This is a genomic window from Kitasatospora sp. NPDC096204 (genome assembly GCF_044763205.1).
In the GTDB taxonomy this organism is placed as follows: Bacteria; Actinomycetota; Actinomycetes; order Streptomycetales; family Streptomycetaceae; genus Kitasatospora.
In genome coordinates this window covers 370,526-387,714 of the sequence record NZ_JBIWFT010000001.1, presented here as the reverse complement: position 1 = coordinate 387,714, position 17,189 = coordinate 370,526, and the positions used below count along the sequence as shown (strand labels likewise).

Sequence of the window (17,189 nt, the reverse complement as noted above, 5' to 3'; positions counted from 1 at the left end):
CGCGTGCCCGGTCTCACCGGGCCGACATCATTCGGCCGGAAGCACGGAACCGGGCCCCGAATCCGCGCCCTTCGGGCCGCGTCGGCACCCCACCGCCCCTACCCGGAACAGAGCCGTGGTGGCAGCACCGACCGGAGCTGCCACCACAGGAGGCCCCCTACCGCCCGGACCAACCGCCCGGACCAGCGGCACCCTCGAACAGCACATGCTCGAACGGGTGGACCTCGACCTGAACCACCAGCGGGCGGACGGACCCGTCACCGGACGGGCGCGGGTTCCTCCGGCACGTGGGTGCCGGTGGGCGTTTCGTCGGTGCCGACGATGGTGCCCCGGCGCTTGGAGATCCACACGGCGAGGACGACGACCGCCAGGGCCAGCAGGCCGATGGTCAGCCGCAGGCCCAGGTTGGCGTGCGAGCCGAAGCTGAGTTTGACGATCGCGGGCGCCACCAGGAGGGAGACCAGGTTCATCACCTTCAGCAGCGGGTTGATGGCTGGTCCGGCGGTGTCCTTGAAGGGGTCCCCCACCGTGTCGCCGATGACGGTGGCCGCGTGTGCGGGACTGCCCTTGCCGCCGTGGTGACCGTCCTCGATCAGCTTCTTGGCGTTGTCCCAGGCTCCGCCCGAGGTCGACAGGAAGACGGCCATCAGGGTGCCCGCGCCGATCGCTCCGGCCAGGTAGGAGCCCAGCGGACCGACGCCGAGGAGGAAGCCGAGGGCGATCGGGGTCAGCACGGCGAGAAGGCCCGGGGTGACCAGTTCGCGCAGCGCGTCCCGGGTGCAGATGTCCACCACACGGCCGTACTCGGGCCGCTCGGTGCCGTCCATGATGCCGGGCCGGGTCCGGAACTGGCGCCGGACCTCGAAGACGACCGCGCCGGCGGAGCGCGAGACGGCGTTGATCGCCAGGCCGGAGAAGAGGAACACGACGGCGGCGCCGGCCAGCAGGCCGACCAGGTTGTTGGGCTGGTCGATGGCCAGGCTCAGGCTCGGTCCGTGGGCGGCCGGGCCGATCTGCGCCTCGGCGGTCGCGATGGTGTCGGTGTAGGAGCCGAACAGCGCGGTGGCGGCGAGCACCGCGGTGGCGATGGCGATGCCCTTGGTGGTCGCCTTGGTGGTGTTGCCGACGGCGTCCAGTTCGGTGAGCACCTGGGCACCGGCGCCGGTGATGTCTCCGGACATCTCCGCGATGCCCTGGGCGTTGTCGGAGACCGGGCCGAAGGTGTCCATCGCGACGATCACACCGACGGTGGTCAGTAGTCCGGTCCCGGCCAGCGCGACCGCGAACAGGGACAGGATCAGCGAGCCGCCGCCGAGCAGGAAGGCGCCGTAGACGGCGGCTCCGATGGCCAGCGCGGAGTACACGGCCGATTCCAGGCCGAGCGCGACACCGGAGAGCACCACGGTGGCCGGCCCGGTCAGCGAGGTCCTGCCCAGGTCCCGTACCGGGCGGCGGGTGGTCTCGGTGAAGTAGCCGGTCAGTTGCTGGATGACGGCGGCCAGCACGATCCCGATGGCCACCGCGGCCAGGGCGAACAGCCGTGGACTGCCCGCGTGCCGGGTGATCTCGGCAGGCACCCCGTGCAGTCCGGAGAAGCGGGCCGGCAGGAACGCGAAGACCGCGCCGGCCACCAGCGCGAGGGACACCGCGGCGGAGACGAGGAAGCCGCGGTTGATCGCGGTCATCCCGCTGCGGTCCGTGGGCCGGGGGGAGACCATCTCGATGCCCAGGACCGCCGTGAGCACCCCGATGGCGGGCACCACCAGGGGGAAGGTCAGCCCGTCGTCGCCGAAGGCGGCTGTGCCCAGGATCAGCGCGGCGACCAAGGTCACGGCGTAGGACTCGAACAGGTCGGCCGCCATCCCCGCGCAGTCGCCCACGTTGTCACCCACGTTGTCGGCGATCGTCGCCGCGTTGCGGGGATCGTCCTCGGGGATCCCCTGCTCGACCTTGCCCACCAGGTCCGCGCCCACGTCCGCGGCCTTGGTGAAGATCCCGCCGCCCACCCGCATGAACATCGCCAGCAACGCCGCACCGAAGCCGAAGCCCTCCAGCACCTTCGGCGCGTTCGCCTGGTAGATCAGCACCACCGTGGTCGCCCCCACGAGACCCAGCCCCACGGTGAACATCCCCACCACTCCACCGGTACGGAAGGCGATCCGCATCGCCCGGTGCGACACCCCTCGCACGATCGATGCCGCCGTCGGCCCCTCCTCGGACTCGATGGCCGGGACGGGCGGCGTCCCCGCCCGGGCCGCCGCCGCCACCCGAACGTTGCTGCGCACCGCGAGCTGCATCCCGACGTACCCCGTCGTCGCCGAGAACGCCGCCCCGACCAGGAAGAACACCGAACGCCCGATCCGCTGCCCCCAGTTGTCCGCCGGCAACAGCAACAGCACGAAGGGCACCACACCGGCGAAGACGCCCAGGGTGCGGAACTGGCGCCTCAGATAGGCGTTCGCGCCCTCCTGAACCGCCCCGGCGATCCGCCTCATCGTCTCGGTGCCCTCGTCCGCGGCCAGGACCTGGCGCACAAGCGCCCAGGCCACCACCAGGGCTCCTGCCCCGATCACCGCGACGATCACCAGCAGCGTCCGGCCCGACCCGGTCAACTCGGGCGCGGCCGCAACGGATGCGCCCGCAACGGATGCGCCCGCATGAAAGACCCCAGCCATGCCGTCCTCCTTGACGTCGTGCCTGGGCTTGACGTCGTGCCTGGGCGCCAGGAGCGCGAATCAGCCACCCGGGAGCTTCAGACCGAGGCTAACCCCGGGGCCTGAAGGTCTCCACGGGGGTTAGGGCAATCGCGTACCCGGCGGGCGGCGGCGGATCATCCCCTCGAACATGGTGGTGCCGACGCCGACGCAGGGATCGAGACCTCACCTCCAGAGCCGCCGCCCGGTACGCCCACAGCCACGTTCACCCAGGTCAGGTGCGGTCAGCAGCGCCCGGAGGCGGCAATGCCCCGCTTCGGGACCCCGGCTACAGCAGCATCGCCTCGAACCGGAACTCGGGTGCGGTCAATGGCTGCTCCGACCAGATGACCTTGCCGCGTGCCGTGTACCTGGTTCCCCATCGTTCGGCCAGCTGGGCCACCAGGAACAGGCCCCGGCCACCCTCGTCCGTGGTGTCCGCGTAGCGCAGGTGCGGGGCGGTACTGCTGCCGTCCGAGACCTCGCAGACCAGGCTGGTGTCGCGCAGCATGCGGACGCGGATGGGCTCGGTGCCGTAGCGGATGGCGTTGGTGACCAGTTCGCTGAGGATCAGCTCGGTGGTGAAGGTCAGTTCCTCCAGGCCCCAGGCGGCGAGCTGGTCGCTGCACGCGTTGCGGACGCGGGAGACGGCGGCGAAGTCGGCGGGTACGTCCCAGACGGCCACCTGGTCGGGCGCGAGCAGTCGCGTGCGTGCGACGAGGAGTGCGATGTCGTCGCTCGGACTCGGCGGGGCCAGCGCGTCGAACACGGTCCGGCAGATCTCCTCCGGGGACGCGTCCGCGCGGACGTCCGTCAGGGAACGGCGCAGCGTGGCGAGTCCGTCCGCCAGGTCGCGGTCGCGGCTGGTGACGAGTCCGTCCGTGTAGAGGACCAGAACGGCGCCGGGTGCCAGCTGGAGTTCGGTGGCCTCGAAGGGCAGGCCGCCCACGCCGAGGGGTGGCCCGGCGGGCAGGTCGACGAACTCCACGCTGCCGTCGGCGCGGGCCAGTGAGGGCGGTGGGTGACCCGCCCGCGCCATGGTGCAGTGTCCGGACACCGGGTCGTAGATCGCGTACAGGCAGGTGGCGCCCGTGACCGTCAGCTCGCCCTCCCCCTCGTCCTGGTCCTCGGTGTCGGCTTCTCCCGCCCCCGCCTCGTCCTGGTCGAGCCGGGCGACCAGTTCGTCGAGACGGGCGAGCAACTCGTCCGGGGGCAGGTCGAGGGCGGCGAAGTTGAGAACGGCTGTGCGCAGTCGGCCCATGGTCGCGGCGGCGTGCAGGCCGTGCCCGACGACGTCGCCGACGACCAGCGCCACGCGGAAGCCGGGCAGCGGAATGACGTCGAACCAGTCCCCGCCGACCCTGTTCAGCGCCGGCAGGTAGCGGTAGGCCGTCTCCAGGGCGCTCTGCTCGGGCAGTCCCCGGGGCAGCAGACTGCGCTGCAGTGCCTCGGCCATCCGGCGCTCGCGGGTGTAGCGGCGGGCGTTGTCGACGCAGATCACCGCGCGGGCGATCAGCTCCTCGGCGAAGGCGACATCCTCCGGCCCGAACGGCTCCGACCGCCCCGCACGCCAGAAGCTGACCATGCCCAGCGCCTGGCCGCGTGCCTTCAGCGGCGCGGAGATCAGCGAGTGGACCCCGTACGCGAGGATTCGGTCGGCGGTCTGCGGGTCGCGTGCCCGCCACGAGTGTTCCTGACGCAGGTCGGCAACCAGCGCGGCACGCCCGCTCTCCAGGGCAGTGGCCTCCGGCGTGCCGGGCAGCGGGCCGATCTGCGAACCCACCGGGTAGAACGGCCGGTCCTCGCGCATGCCGCCTGCGGCCACCCGGCGGATCCGCGGGCCTCCCGCGACGCCCGTGCCGGGGAGCGGCTCGTCACCGTGCAGCACCGCATCGGCCAGCTCGACGGTGGCGAAGTCCGCGAACCTGGGAACCGCCACATCCACCAGCTCCTGGGCGGTCCGCACGATGTCCAGGGTGGTACCGACCCGCAGCCCGGCGTCGTAGAGCATCTGCAACCGGCCGCGGGCCGCCTCGGCCTGCCCGGCCAGCGCCCGCAGCTCGGTGGTGTCCCGGATCGTCGCGACGCTGCCGGGCCCACCGCCGAACGGCGCCGTGGAGCGGTTGTTGACGGCGAGCAGCCGGTCCCCGGCCAGATGCACCTCGTCGGTGACGGCCTGCCCGGACGCCAGCAGCTCGGCCAGCTCCGGATCGAGCCCGAGCTCGGTGATCGGCCGCCCCTCCACCTCGGGCGGCAGCTTCAGCAGCCGCCGGGCCTCGTCGTTCACCAGCAGCGCCCGCCCGTCCCCACCGACGATCAGCACGCCCTCGCGCACAGCGTGCAGCACCGCGTCGTGGTGCTCGTACATCCGCGTCATCTCGGCCGGGCCCAGGCCGTGGGTCTGGCGTCGCAGCCGCCGCCGCACCAGCACTGCCCCGCCCGTGCCCACGGCGAGCGCGGCGGCCGCACCACCGAACAGGACCGGCAACTGCCTGCTCACCACGCTGCTCACGTGCGCGACGGTGTAGCCGACCTGGACCAGGCCGGCGGCCGATCCGTCCGGCCTGGTGACCGGCGCGCTGCTCTCCACGACCCGACCGATGGGCGCGGTGAAGCTGATGGTGATCGGTTCCTTGAGGGCCTGCTGGTACGGGCCGATGAGGTGCTTCCCGATCAGCTCGGGCTGGGCGGTCTGCGCGTAGCGCGTCCCGTCGGGGCCGGCGATCACGACGTAGTCGAAGCCGCCCTTGTTCATGACGTCCAGGGCCAGCGGCTGCAGCACCGCGGTCGGGTCGGCGCTGTCCAGAGCGGCCTCCACCGTGGGGGCCTGCGCCATCGTGACGGCCGCGGCGCGCGTGCGGTGCACGGCGTCACTCGTGGCGTAGCCGCGGGCCTGCAGGACGAGCGCCGTCAGCCCGGCACCGACCAGCAGCACCACGACGACCAACAGCCACAGGAACACCTGCCCGGCGACACTGCGCGTCCCCGGCTTCGAGCGCGACCGACCCCCGGCGGACCGGTACTCCCCCGGTCCGCCGGGTTCCGGCCCCCCGGTGGCGTGGTTGTCCACTCTGCGCATGCAGGCCGTCCCCGCGTATCCGGGTCCCTCCTCCACGCTGCCACCCAGCCCGGCGGTGCGCACACCCGAAACCGCTGTGGGGCCGAACGAACCGCCGGCAGATCGGTGCCCCGGAGTCGTCCGGCGTGTTCTGTCAGGTCGTCCGGTGGCGGTGCTCCGGGCGGCCGGTGGTGCCGTACCCGAGCTCCAGGCGGACCGGTCCCTCCCGTACCGGGTGCGGGCAGTAACGCTGCGTGGTGGCGCGGGACACCCCGGTCGGCCGGCCGACCCCGGCCGCGGCACCTCGGCCGGGCGCTGGCCGGCGGCGGAGGAGCGGATGATGAAGTCGGTGAACCGGTCGAGGCCGAACTCCGCACCGCCCGCGTCGCGTGCCTCCACGACGCCGTCCGTGTAGAGCCGTCGGTGTAGAGCAGGCGCGGTCGCCCGGTTCCCGTGTCGTCTCGTGGACCTGTCGGACTGCCGGGACGAGTCGGCCGGCCAGGCCGATCGGGGGCTGCGGGGGGCTGTCCGCTGTCCAGCGCTCCGTGCAGGACCCGGTCGGTACGGATCAGCAGTGACGCCGGGTGACCGCAGTTGATCCGGTGCAGCACCCCGGTCACCGCGTCGAGCCCGCACGGCACACCGGTGCAGAAGTGGTCGGGCTGCCATCGGGCGAGCGCCCGGTCCACGGAACCGACGACGTCGACCGGGGCGCGGCCGGCCCGACGGGCGTTACGCGCCGCCGCCGTGGCGACCGACGTGGTCAGGCCGGAGGTCGGGTCGTGACCCATGGAGTCGAGGATCATGGTGTGCAGCACGTTCTTGATCACCGAGTGGTCGAAGGCATCGCCGGCGACGTCGTACGCCGGTTCCAGGACCGCGGTCGAGACGCACCGGCTGCTGCCGACGGTGTGGGGTGGCAGGAAGGCCCGAAGCATCTCGGCGGGCAACCCCATGGTCATGGTGCGGCGGGCGAGGGAGGCGAGCCAGTCGCTGTAGGTGCGCTCGGAGGTGATCAGCATGGCGAACAGATGGGCCGGCATCCGGCTGCGGCGCATCCGCACGCCGTCGAGCGCGACGGTCCGCACCGCCGGCACGCCCAGCCGCTCCGCGCCGTCGACCAGCGGCATCCAGACGATCATGCCGCCGCCGTCGGCCGCCACCTGCGGGGAGACCCTGCGGTACGCCCAGCCGGCCGGCGAGCGGTCCACCGGCAGCGGTTCCAGGGCCTCGTCAAGTGGGACGAGCAGCCGTTGCTACAGGTCGACGAGGTAGATCAACGCGCGTCCAGGCCCAGAACTGCGGCGCACCGGTTCGCCAGAGCGGGCAGTTCGCCCGGCAGGGCCGTCTGCGCCTCGACGATCAGCTCCTCCAGCCGACTCTCGTCGACAGCGGTGTCGGGACCGACGGACTCGTGCGGTGGGTCCGACACGGGATCACCCCTTCCGTGCCCAGCCTCTCTCACGTCAGGCACGATCACGCCGAGCGGGGAGATCCTCGCCGCCCAACTCGCCGACGTAGAAGCCCAGATTCCGTGATGTGCCGGATCACGGGTATGTTCAAGCGCACGCCCACCACCGGGACGGCCCACAACTCGGTAGCCGTACGGCAGTTGGCCGCCTGGCCGCCGGCCTCTGCTGCGGACAGCCAATCGAATCGAACTGAATCAGGCGGCGTCCACTGAGCCGAATCACCGCAGGTCAGAAAGTATCGGCCCCGCGCTCGCGGGGATTGCTCCGGGCCGACCATGTGCCCGGCCCGCTCCATCCGATCGGCCCCGCGCTCGCGGGGATTGCTCCCCCAACACCCAGTCCCTCGGCCGCGTCCAGGTATCGGCCCCGCGCTCGCGGGGATTGCTCAGGCCCTGAGTTCCCGTCACGCGGAATTCAGGGATCGGCCCCGCGCTCGCGGGGATTGCTCCCAGCACAAGGACTACGCCGCCAGGAACCTCGTATCGGCCCCGCGCTCGCGGGGATTGCTCCAGGGTGATACTGCCCCGGTCGCCTGCCGCGCGATCGGCCCCGCGCTCGCGGGGATTGCTCTGGTTTGGTATTTCACAAGCCGGGTGACCTTCAATCGGCCCCGCGCTCGCGGGGATTGCTCCATGATCAAGCCTGACATGAAGTCGCTGGTCTGATCGGCCCCGCGCTCGCGGGGATGGTTCCGGCGCGCTGTACGCCAACCGGGCTGTCATTGCATTGGCCTCGCGCTCGCGAGGATTGCTCTGGCCCCGTCAATGCCGTCTGAGGGTGCCTGTGATCGGCCCCGCGTTCGCGGGGATTGATCCCACGCCGGCCTCGGGGACCCGAACGTCCTCGCATCAGCCCCGCGCTTCGCGGGGACCGTCCCGTCACCGGCAAGTGGGCGACTGAATCGGGAGACTAAGTCGCTATAATCGCCGGATGGCTCACGTCACTGCCGCCGAGCGCCGCCCGCAGCTCATCAAGGCGGCCATCGACCTCATGTCCAGGGAGGGCGTCGCCGCCGGCAGTACGCGGGCGATCGCTGCCGAGCTGGGGGTCTCCCAGGCCACGGTGCATTACACCTTCGGTACGAAGGAGGACCTGTACCGGGCGGTCATGGACGAGATCACCGACGAGCTGACCGCTCGGGTGGGGCGGGCGGCGCCGGAGGGTGGCGGGTTCGCGGAGACGGTCGCCGCGTTGGCGGGTGAGTTGTGGCGGACGGTGCTGGAGCCGGCGACGAATCACCAGTTGCTCACCGAGTTGACCATGTTCGCCCTCCGTACTCCTCGGCTGGCCGAGGCCCGCCAGGAGCACTACCGGCGGGCCATAGACGTGACGGCGCGGTTGGTGGCCGAGGCGGCGGCGCGGGCGGGGCACGAGTTGGTCCAGCCTGCGGCGACGGTCGCCCGGTTCTTCCTCGCCGGGTTCGACGGGCTGACGATGCAGCGTCTCTGTCTGCCGGACGAGGATTCGGAGCGGGTGGGTCTGCAGGCGCTGGTGTCGGCGACCGTGGCGCTGGCCGGGGGGCGGCTGGAGCTCGCGGACGTGCCGACGGGCTGAGAAGAAGGTGGCGTGAGGCCCCATCGTCGACGACGGTGGGGCCTCGCGCCTGCCCGGGGTCAGCCGGCCCAGACGTCCTCGACGTAGCGGCCGGACTCGATCAGCTCGGCCAGCCAGGCGGCGGCCTGCTCGTCGTTCGCACCGGTGTGTTCGCGGTGGACGGCCGTGAACGCCTCCCGTACGGCGGGGGCCATCCGGCGGCCGTCGCCGCAGATGTACACCCGGCCGCCTGCCCGTAGGGCCGCCCAGACCTCGTCGCTCTCGCGGGCGATGCGGTCCTGGACGAAGCGGGCGCCGTCGACGGGCGCGTGCATGAAGGTGGGGCGCATGCTGACGGCTCCGGCCGCCTCCGCCGCCTCGAACTCCTCCCGGTGCAGGTAGTCGACGTCCGGGTGGTCGCAGCCGAAGTAGCACAGCAGGGTGCCGGTCGAGCCGGTGTGGTGCCGGTCGAGGACCGCGCCACGGAAGGGTGCGAGGCCGGTGCCGGCGCTGACCAGGATCACCGGGACGGACGGGTCCGCCGGGAGGCGGAAGGAGTCGCTGCAGGGCAGTATCCGCGCCTGGACGGTGTCGCCGGGCCGGATGGTCTGCAGGTGGTGGGAGGCGATGCCGCGGAAGGTGCCCTCGCCTGCGCGGTGGGGTGCGGCGAGCAGCGAGACCATCAGGTCCACCTCGCCGGGCCGGGCGGCGGCGGACGAGGAGACGGAGTAGTGGCGGGGGCGCAGGACGGGCAGCAGTTCGAGGTAGCGCTCGAAGGGCAGTTCGCAGGCGCGGTAGCGCTCCAGCAGGTCCAGGACGCTGTGTCCGGCGGCGGTCACCTGCTGCCGGAACTCCTCCGGGTCCGCCGTGGCGAGTCGGGTCAGCGGCTGCTTCTCGGGCGGGCAGGCGGTGTGCGCGGCGAGCACGGCGACCTGCTCCTGGGTGGCGGTGTCCTGGAGTTCGACGAAGTCGGTGAGCAGTCGGCGCAGCGTCAGCGGCCGGTCGACGGGCAGGGTGTCGCGGCTGCGGCGGCGGGCGCGCAGCCAGACGGTGCGGTCCAGATCGAGGCTGAAGCGGTCGGCGACCCGCTGCACCAGGGATGTCGGGTTGCTCGGGAGCAGGGCGAGGTGGTCGGCGGTGCGATAGGTGACGCCTTCGGGCAGCCGCAGCCTCAGGAAGCGCTTGGAGCGGCCGAGTTCGTGGTCCGTGTCGACGAGTTCGCGGGCGTCGAGCACCTCCATCGGGACGACGCCGTGGCGGGCGGCGAGTCCGGCGGTGACGGATTCGGCGGTGTCCTGGAGTTCGTAGAGGCCCTGGTCCGCTGCCTCGTCTCGGACGTCGCCGGGCGGGCTGGCCGGGCCGGGCGGGGCGGCCGGGGCGGCTTCCTCCGCGCCGTACCGGTCGAGCAGCGCGGTCCACAGCTCGGTCGCCCACCGGTCGACCGTGCCCGCGAAGTCGCCGGAGGCGTCGGCGGCCGCGCGGTCGAGGAGCGGGGTGGCGCCGGCCGCCGCCAGGTGTTCGTCGATGAGTGCGGGGACCCGCTGGTAGGTCGCCGCCCAGTTGCGGTCGCCGACGCCGAGGACGGCGTACTGGAGTCCGTCGAGCGCGCCGGGCTCCAGGCCGTCGAGCCAGGTGACGAACTCGGCCGCGTCGTCGGTGGGCCGGCCGTTGTACGAGGCGGCCACGATCACCACGGGGCCGTCGGCGGCGTGGAGCCGGCCGGCGCGGTCGTCGAGGGAGGCGACGGACGGGGTGAAGCCGTGCTCCTCGGCGTCGACGCCGAGGTCCCGCGCGATGCCCGCGCAGGTGCCGAGGTTGGAGCCGTGCAGCAGGGTGAGCGCGGTGCCGGCGGCGCGCCGGACCGTGGCCGCCGTCCGGGTGTGGCCGCCGGTGGCCGTGGTCGTGGCGGGAGCGGGAGTCGGGGCGGGAGCGAGGGCCGGGGCGGGCGTCCTGCGCTCGCCGCTGGTGCGGCGGGCCAGGTCGAGCGTGAACGCGTCGGGCTTGATGGTGAGTGAGGACTTGATCTTCAGCTGGTAGTCAGCGTGGTCGATCAGGCGGTAGCGGTGCACCAGGAGGCCGAGCAGCAGGGTGGCCTCGTGCAAGGCGAACTGCCGTCCGATGCAGGCGCGTTCGCCGTTGCCGAACGGCTTGCAGAGGTGGACCGACCGCGCCTCCTCCCGCTCGGGCGAGAAGCGCTCGGGGTCGAACAGCTCGACGTTCTCGCCCCAGGCGGGGTCGCGGTGCAGGGCGGGGGTGATCACCATCAGCGACTCGCCCTTGCGCACGGCGTACTTGCCTCCGATGACCGTGTCCTCGAGGGGCTCCACGGCGAAGCCGGGGGCGGTCGGCCACAGGCGGAGGCTCTCGTTGAGCACCTGGCAGACGTAGCCGAGCTTGCCGATGTCCCCGTAGTCGGGCTCGGGGTTCTCGGTGTCGCCCCACAGGGCGTCCACTTCGGCCTGGGCCCGGTTGAGGACCTCGGGGTGCTTGGTGAGGTAGTAGAGCGCGAAGGAGAGCGCGCCGCTGGTGGTCTCGTGCCCGGCGATGAGGAACGTGATCACCTGGTGGCGGATGTTCACGTCGTCCAGCGGCTCTCCCGTCACCGCGTCCCTGGTGTGCAGCATCCTGCCGAGGAGGTCGTCGGTGCCGGTCTCGCCGGAGGCCCTGCGCCGCCGGATGACGTCGTCGACCAGGTCCGTCATCAACTCGGCGTCCCGGCGGAACCGTTCGACCTGCTTGCGCTTGAAGAGCTCCGAGCCGGGGATGGATTCGCTCTTCTCCTGGGTGAACTGCAGGGCGCGGGCCATCGCCTCGACGAAGGGGTGGGCGTCGCTGCGGCGGAACGACTCGAAGTCGTAGCCGAAGCCGCACAGTCCGATGGTGTCGAAGGTGAGCCGGGTCATGTCGTCGGGGACGTCCACGGGTTGCACGCCGGCGAGCCGGTCCCACTTGCCGATGAGGGACCGGGCGACCTTGAGCATCGTGCCGTGGTAGCCGCGCATCGCGCCCAGGGAGAACGCCGGCATCAGGATGTCGTGCGCCTTGCGCCAGTTCGGCTCGTGGTTGAAGGCGGTGAACAGTCCGTCTCCGGCGATCCGCCGGACCTCGACGAGGTCCCCGTGCACGTTCTTGCGGAACCGGGCCTCGTCGGCCAGTTCGGCCACCAGGTCGAGGCCGCCGACGACGACGGTCTCGGCCCCGAAGATCCGCAGCCGGTAGATCGGTCCCAGCTCCTTGACCTCCTTCATCATGTGGACCAGGAGGTCGGCCCCGCTGGGGAGATTGAGGGCGTGGCCGATCAAGGGGAGCGAGGGGCGCTCGGGGATCGCCTGGGCCCCGCCGACGGACTTCCGAGTCATGACCGTGCCTTTCGTCGCACACCAGCAGTCGCTTGCGAGTCACCATACAGGCGACATGGTCAGGTGCTCATGTCGGTCGACTGTATTGCTCGACACGGTCGAGTGAGGGAACCAACGGGGCGTACGGAACGTAGCGCCGCGCTCACCTGGGACTCGACCTCGCCATACGACACGGTCAATCAATTTCCGCGCCAGGGCGGTTCGTTCGCACCTCTCGCATCATCCGGATCAGCGCGAGGGCTCGGATCAGCGCGAGGGTTCGGATCAGCGGCCGGTTCGAACTCCCGGGCAGCCGCCCGGACGGCGGGGGTGGCCGCGTCCAGGATGTCCGTCGCACTCCGCTCCGCCGCCATCCCCAAGGATGATCACGCGTCCGGAGTGCGACGATCGCGTACGTCAGTCGCGAAGGGCGTCGTGCACCACCCGTCCGTCCATGACGGTGAGGACGACGGGCATCGACGGGATCTCACGCGGGTCGGCGCCGAGCAGGTCCCCGTCCAGCACGCACAGGTCCGCGACCTTGCCCGGCTCCAGGGAACCCTTCCAGTCGTCGGCGAAGTCCTGCCAGGCCGCGTCGATCGTGTAGGTGCGCAGCGCCTCGGCGAGGCCGATGCGCTGCTCCGGGCCGCTCACCCTGCGGGCGCCCTTGGACTCGCGCAGCACCATGGTGGCGAGGCCCTGGCGCCAGTCGGGCTGTGTGACGGGGGCGTCGGAACCGCTGGCGACCCTCACGCCGGCGTCGATGGCGTCGCGGTAGGGCCACGCGTAGGCGGCCCGTTCGGCGCCGACGAACTCCTCCTCCATGTCGGCGACGGTCCACTTGATGGTCGGGTTCATGTTGACGCCGAAGCCGTGCGCGGCCAGCACCTTCATGCTGTGCGCGGTGAGGAAGTCGCCGTGGATGACGTAGTGGCGGGCGTCGGGCCGCGGGTGCTCGGCCATCGCCGTGGTGAAGGCGTCCGCGACGGCGTCGATCGCCCGGTCGCCGGTCACGTGGACGCCCAACTGGTGCCCGGCCGCGTGAGCGAGCCGGATCATGGCCGCGATCCCGGCGGTGCGCTCGGTGTCGGTGTCGCCGCCGACGCACAGGGAACCGCAACCGCCGCCGACGTACGGCTCGTGCATCCAGGCCGTCTTGTTGGGCACGATGCCGTCGGCGAAGACCTTGACCCCGTGGACCGCGAGGCGGCGCGGATCCGCGTCGCCGGGGCCACCGCCGAGGTCCGCGAGGCCCCGGGCGAACTCCTCGGTGGTGCTCGCCATCCCGGTCGGCAGGAGCAGGACGCCGACGCGGGCGGTCAGTTCACCGTCGGCCAGCAGCTCGCGGTAGACGTCGAGGGTCTCCGCCCCGAGCGCGCCGCGCATGATGCCCTCGCCGCCGGGGCCGAGGCCGGGCTCGGTGAAGCTGGTCACGCCGAGCCCGGTGAGGGTGGCGAGGGTCGCCCTGATCGCGTCGGTCCGCTCCTGCCGGCTCAGCGGCGGCAACGCGTTCTGGACGAAGTCCTGAGCCCCCTCGTGGAGCAGCCCGGTCGGCTCCCCCGCCTCGTCCACGACGATCGCTCCGCCGGGCGGGGCGACGGTGTGCCGGTCGATCCCGATGAGCTCCAGGGCCTTGGAGTTGACCCAGGTGGCGTGCCCGGAGAAGGAGTACAGCACGACCGGGTGGTCCGGGCTGACGGCGTCGAGGTCGTGCCGCGAGGGCTGCCGCGACGGGTCCAGGAGGCACTCGTCGAGAAAGCCGGTGTCCCAGCCGTGCCCGGTGATCCACTGCCCGGCCGGGGCCAGGCCGACCGCCTCCCGAACCGCTTCGGCCACGTCCCCGAGCGAGGACACCGCGGGGTGGCCGAGGTCGAGGGAGAGCGGCGGCGACGCCATGCCGAACGCGCACCCGTGCAGGTGGGAGTCGTTGATGCCGGGCAGCAGGGTCGCCCCCCGCAGGTCGACAACCCGGGTACGGGGCCCGACAAGCGGGGCGACGTCGTCCCGCCGACCGACAGTGCTGATCACCCCGCCGGTCACCGCCAGGGCCTCGGCGACGGAGAACTCCGCATCGACCGTGACCACCCGTCCGTTGAGAAACACCAGATCCGCGTGCGTACCCATGGAAAGCCCTCTCAGGAACCGGACGCACCACGGCCAGCCCGCGAACGCCCTCCCGAGGACTATCGCCGCGCACCCGACCACCGCACATCGGTCATCCCACCGATACGGCGGCCCGGGAGGGGAGGGCGCGGGCACCGGGCTCGCTCCGCGGGCGCGGGGACCGCTGTCCATGGCCATCTGACGGCCGCACAACGGGGGCGCACCGTCGGGCCATCATGTCGACCCGGCGAGGCGGGTGGCGGGAGCTGGACTTGAGCGGCTCGGGTCCGCGTGTCCGCCCCTGGCCCCAGCAGGACAACCCGTGCGAGCAGGCCCGCCCGTTACCCGCCCAACGGGTATGGCCTTCACTCCTCACGGAAACGTGATCGCCACAGCACGATGTCCGCGTAGGCTTCGGAACCAATCGCAGCGCTGACCACCCACCCGGACGCAAGAGGGAAGGCAACAGCCCATGGACTCGATTCGAACTGAATCAACCGGCACCCACTGAGCCGGATCTCCGCAGGTCAGAAAGTATCGGCCCCGCGCTCGCGGGGGTTGCTCCACCTCGTACATCGCCGAGACACTCATTGGCTTATCGGCCCCGCGCTCGCGGGGGTTGCTCTCACGGGGCGTGAGGTCGGGGTAGAGGCCGTGGATCGGCCCCGCGCTCGCGGGGGTTGCTCGTGAACCGCTTGTTCATCGCCACGGTGGTGCCGATCGGCCCCGCGCTCGCGGGGGTTGCTCAGCGCGACTGCGGCCCTGGCGCCCGTGGGGCCCATCGGCCCCGCGCTCGCGGGGGTTGCTCCCGCCAGGCGGCCCGGCCGGAAACACGCGTGTTATCGGCCCCGCGCTCGCGGGGGTTGCTCCCACCGCCGGGCGATGTGGCTGCGGGAGAGGATATCGGCCCCGCGCTCGCGGGGGTTGCTCGCACCGCACCGCTGTGGCCGGCCCGTAGGCGTGATCGGCCCCGCGCTCGCGGGGGTTGCTCCTTCTCGATCTTGTCAGTCCGGCCCGACCAGAACATCGGCCCCGTGCTCGCGGGGGTTGCTCCGAGCCGAGCATCTGGGTGTCCATGGTGGTCTCATCGGCCCCGCGCTCGCGGGGGTTGCTCCGCGGCGGGGCCCGTGGAGGGGCCTCGACCTGTATCGGCCCCGCGCTCGCGGGGGTTGCTCCTCGGGCAGGCCGGGGATGCCGGTCCCGGGCGGATCGGCCCCGCGCTCGCGGGGGTTGCTCCGCTCCGGCGATCTCCTCCAGGGCCCTCATGGCATCGGCCCCGCGCTCGCGGGGGTTGCTCGGCGTCGCCGGGCAGGTCGTACGAGCCGCCCTGATCGGCCCCGCGCTCGCGGGGGTTGCTCCGTCCGGCGCGGGCAAATCGTGGTCGACCCGCGATCGGCCCCGCGCTCGCGGGGGTTGCTCGAAGTGCGAGATCACCGCGCTCGCCGAGGCGGTATCGGCCCCGCGCTCGCGGGGGTTCTCCTCAGACCCCGCCGAAGCGGATAGGGCTGCTGTATCGGCCCCGCGCTCGCGGGGGTTGCTCCACCTCACATTCGTAGGACCCACTGGTAGCGGGATCGGCCCCGCGCTCGCGGGGGTTGCTCCCCCCCAACTCCCGCCCCCGCTACGGGTGTTGTTATCGGCCCCGCGCTCGCGGGGGTTGCTCCACCTACGTGTGGAAGCCCGCCCTGGTCACGGCATCGGCCCCGCGCTCGCGGGGGTTGCTCCTAGCGTCACCGCAGTACTGATAGGGGCCGAAAATCGGCCCCGCGCTCGCGGGGGTTGCTCCGGCCCGAGGAACTCCACCAAGCACCAACCCGATCGGCCCCGCGCTCGCGGGGGTTGCTCTCCGGGCCAGAGGGGACCGTGACGCGCTGCGGCATCGGCCCCGCGCTCGCGGGGGTTGCTCCAGCCGGCCCCGGCCGCCGCCGCCCTGGCCGACATCGGCCCCGCGCTCGCGGGGGTTGCTCCCGGACACCATGCCCAGCAGGCCGCCCGTGCACATCGGCCCCGCGCTCGCGGGGGTTGCTCACGGCAGGACCCGGCGGAGGCGCTGGAGGTGGCATCGGCCCCGCGCTCGCGGGGGTTGCTCCGCCTCGGCGCCCTGATCACCCAGGCACTGATGATCGGCCCCGCGCTCGCGGGGGTTGCTCTTCGGCGGAGCCGTCCTGGTTGATGGTCCAGCCATCGGCCCCGCGCTCGCGGGGGTTGCTCCTGGTCGTCCGGGTTGATCTCCCTGTCAAGGGCATCGGCCCCGCGCTCGCGGGGGTTGCTCCGCCCGCCGCTCGACCGACATCACCTACGAGTGATCGGCCCCGCGCTCGCGGGGGTTGCTCGACGGTCCGGCGCGACTGCGCATCTACTGCGGGATCGGCCCCGCGCTCGCGGGGGTTGCTCTCCGGGGACGGCGGCCGCGCACTCGTGCCACGAATCGGCCCCGCGCTCGCGGGGGTTGCTCCACTCCCCGTCGCCTGCCACGACCTGAATCAGAATCGGCCCCGCGCTCGCGGGGGTTGCTCCGGCCCGGCCCCCTCGGTCGGGGCAGCTGCAGCATCGGCCCCGCGCTCGCGGGGGTTGCTCGGCGGGACCGAAGCGATCCTGAAGGGCGCTCGCATCGGCCCCGCGCTCGCGGGGGTTGCTCCACCGCCACCAGGGAAAACAGCTGAGACCGTCCATCGGCCCCGCGCTCGCGGGGGTTGCTCCTCACTCCGGTGCTGGCCGCCGTCCTGGGGTGGATCGGCCCCGCGCTCGCGGGGGTTGCTCGGTGGTGGCCCTGATCCCGCGCTTGTAGGCCGAATCGGCCCCGCGCTCGCGGGGGTTGCTCCAGTCCGGGCACCCAGCCGAGTTCCCAGGCGTGATCGGCCCCGCGCTCGCGGGGGTTGCTCCACCTCGCTCAGCTGGTGGCCGATGCCGGTGAGATCGGCCCCGCGCTCGCGGGGGTTGCTCCCGGGCCCTCGCGTCGGGCGCCCACGCCGGGGCATCGGCCCCGCGCTCG

Annotated in this window: 8 protein-coding genes and 2 CRISPR repeat arrays (1 of these 10 cut by a window edge); of the genes, 2 read left to right on the top strand and 6 right to left on the bottom strand. The window is 72.4% G+C overall.

Features of this window, described 5'->3' with window-relative positions; genetic code table 11:
* Positions 1–257: 257 nt before the first annotated feature.
* From ACIQ87_RS01305 to ACIQ87_RS01295, 3 genes are all read right to left on the bottom strand, one after another.
* Positions 258–2,675: a sodium-translocating pyrophosphatase gene (locus ACIQ87_RS01305; protein WP_402399738.1), complete on the bottom strand. Its 2,418-nt coding sequence runs from the start codon at positions 2,673–2,675 to the stop codon at positions 258–260.
* 307 nt (positions 2,676–2,982) lie between these two features.
* A complete protein-coding gene (locus ACIQ87_RS01300) occupies positions 2,983–5,655 on the bottom strand; it encodes a SpoIIE family protein phosphatase (RefSeq protein WP_402399735.1) in 2,673 nt (890 codons plus the stop codon).
* The gene (locus ACIQ87_RS01295; protein ID WP_402400007.1) at positions 5,604–6,542 is read right to left on the bottom strand and encodes a SpoIIE family protein phosphatase; all 939 of its coding nucleotides are present in this window, start codon (positions 6,540–6,542) and stop codon (positions 5,604–5,606) included. Before ACIQ87_RS01295 ends, ACIQ87_RS01300 begins: the two co-directional genes overlap by 52 nt.
* Before the next feature lie 13 nt (positions 6,543–6,555).
* Between ACIQ87_RS01295 and ACIQ87_RS01290 the strand changes: the two genes are divergently transcribed.
* Entirely contained in the window at positions 6,556–6,750 is a 195-nt protein-coding gene (locus ACIQ87_RS01290) for a hypothetical protein (protein ID WP_402400027.1), read from the top strand.
* Between the two features lie 277 nt (positions 6,751–7,027).
* On the opposite strand, the gene ACIQ87_RS01285 is transcribed toward ACIQ87_RS01290, so the two are convergent.
* Positions 7,028–7,183, bottom strand: coding sequence for a hypothetical protein (locus tag ACIQ87_RS01285; protein ID WP_402399732.1), 156 nt, complete (start codon positions 7,181–7,183; stop codon positions 7,028–7,030).
* 277 nt (positions 7,184–7,460) lie between these two features.
* Positions 7,461–8,098: a CRISPR direct-repeat array (repeat unit 28 nt; unit sequence ATCGGCCCCGCGCTCGCGGGGATTGCTC).
* A gap of 55 nt (positions 8,099–8,153) precedes the next feature.
* Between ACIQ87_RS01285 and ACIQ87_RS01280 the strand changes: the two genes are divergently transcribed.
* Positions 8,154–8,777, top strand: coding sequence for a TetR/AcrR family transcriptional regulator (locus ACIQ87_RS01280; RefSeq protein ID WP_402399729.1), 624 nt, complete (start codon positions 8,154–8,156; stop codon positions 8,775–8,777).
* Positions 8,778–8,836: 59 nt separating this feature from the next.
* Here ACIQ87_RS01280 and ACIQ87_RS01275 read toward each other — a convergent pair whose 3' ends face one another.
* Both ACIQ87_RS01275 and ACIQ87_RS01270 read right to left on the bottom strand, forming a co-directional pair.
* The gene (locus ACIQ87_RS01275; protein ID WP_402399726.1) at positions 8,837–12,115 is read right to left on the bottom strand and encodes a bifunctional cytochrome P450/NADPH--P450 reductase; all 3,279 of its coding nucleotides are present in this window, start codon (positions 12,113–12,115) and stop codon (positions 8,837–8,839) included.
* A 396-nt stretch (positions 12,116–12,511) separates the two neighbouring features.
* The gene (locus ACIQ87_RS01270) at positions 12,512–14,218 is read right to left on the bottom strand and encodes an amidohydrolase (protein ID WP_402399723.1); all 1,707 of its coding nucleotides are present in this window, start codon (positions 14,216–14,218) and stop codon (positions 12,512–12,514) included.
* A gap of 515 nt (positions 14,219–14,733) precedes the next feature.
* Positions 14,734–17,189: direct repeats of the CRISPR family, unit length 28 nt; unit sequence ATCGGCCCCGCGCTCGCGGGGGTTGCTC; it runs 134 nt beyond the window's last position.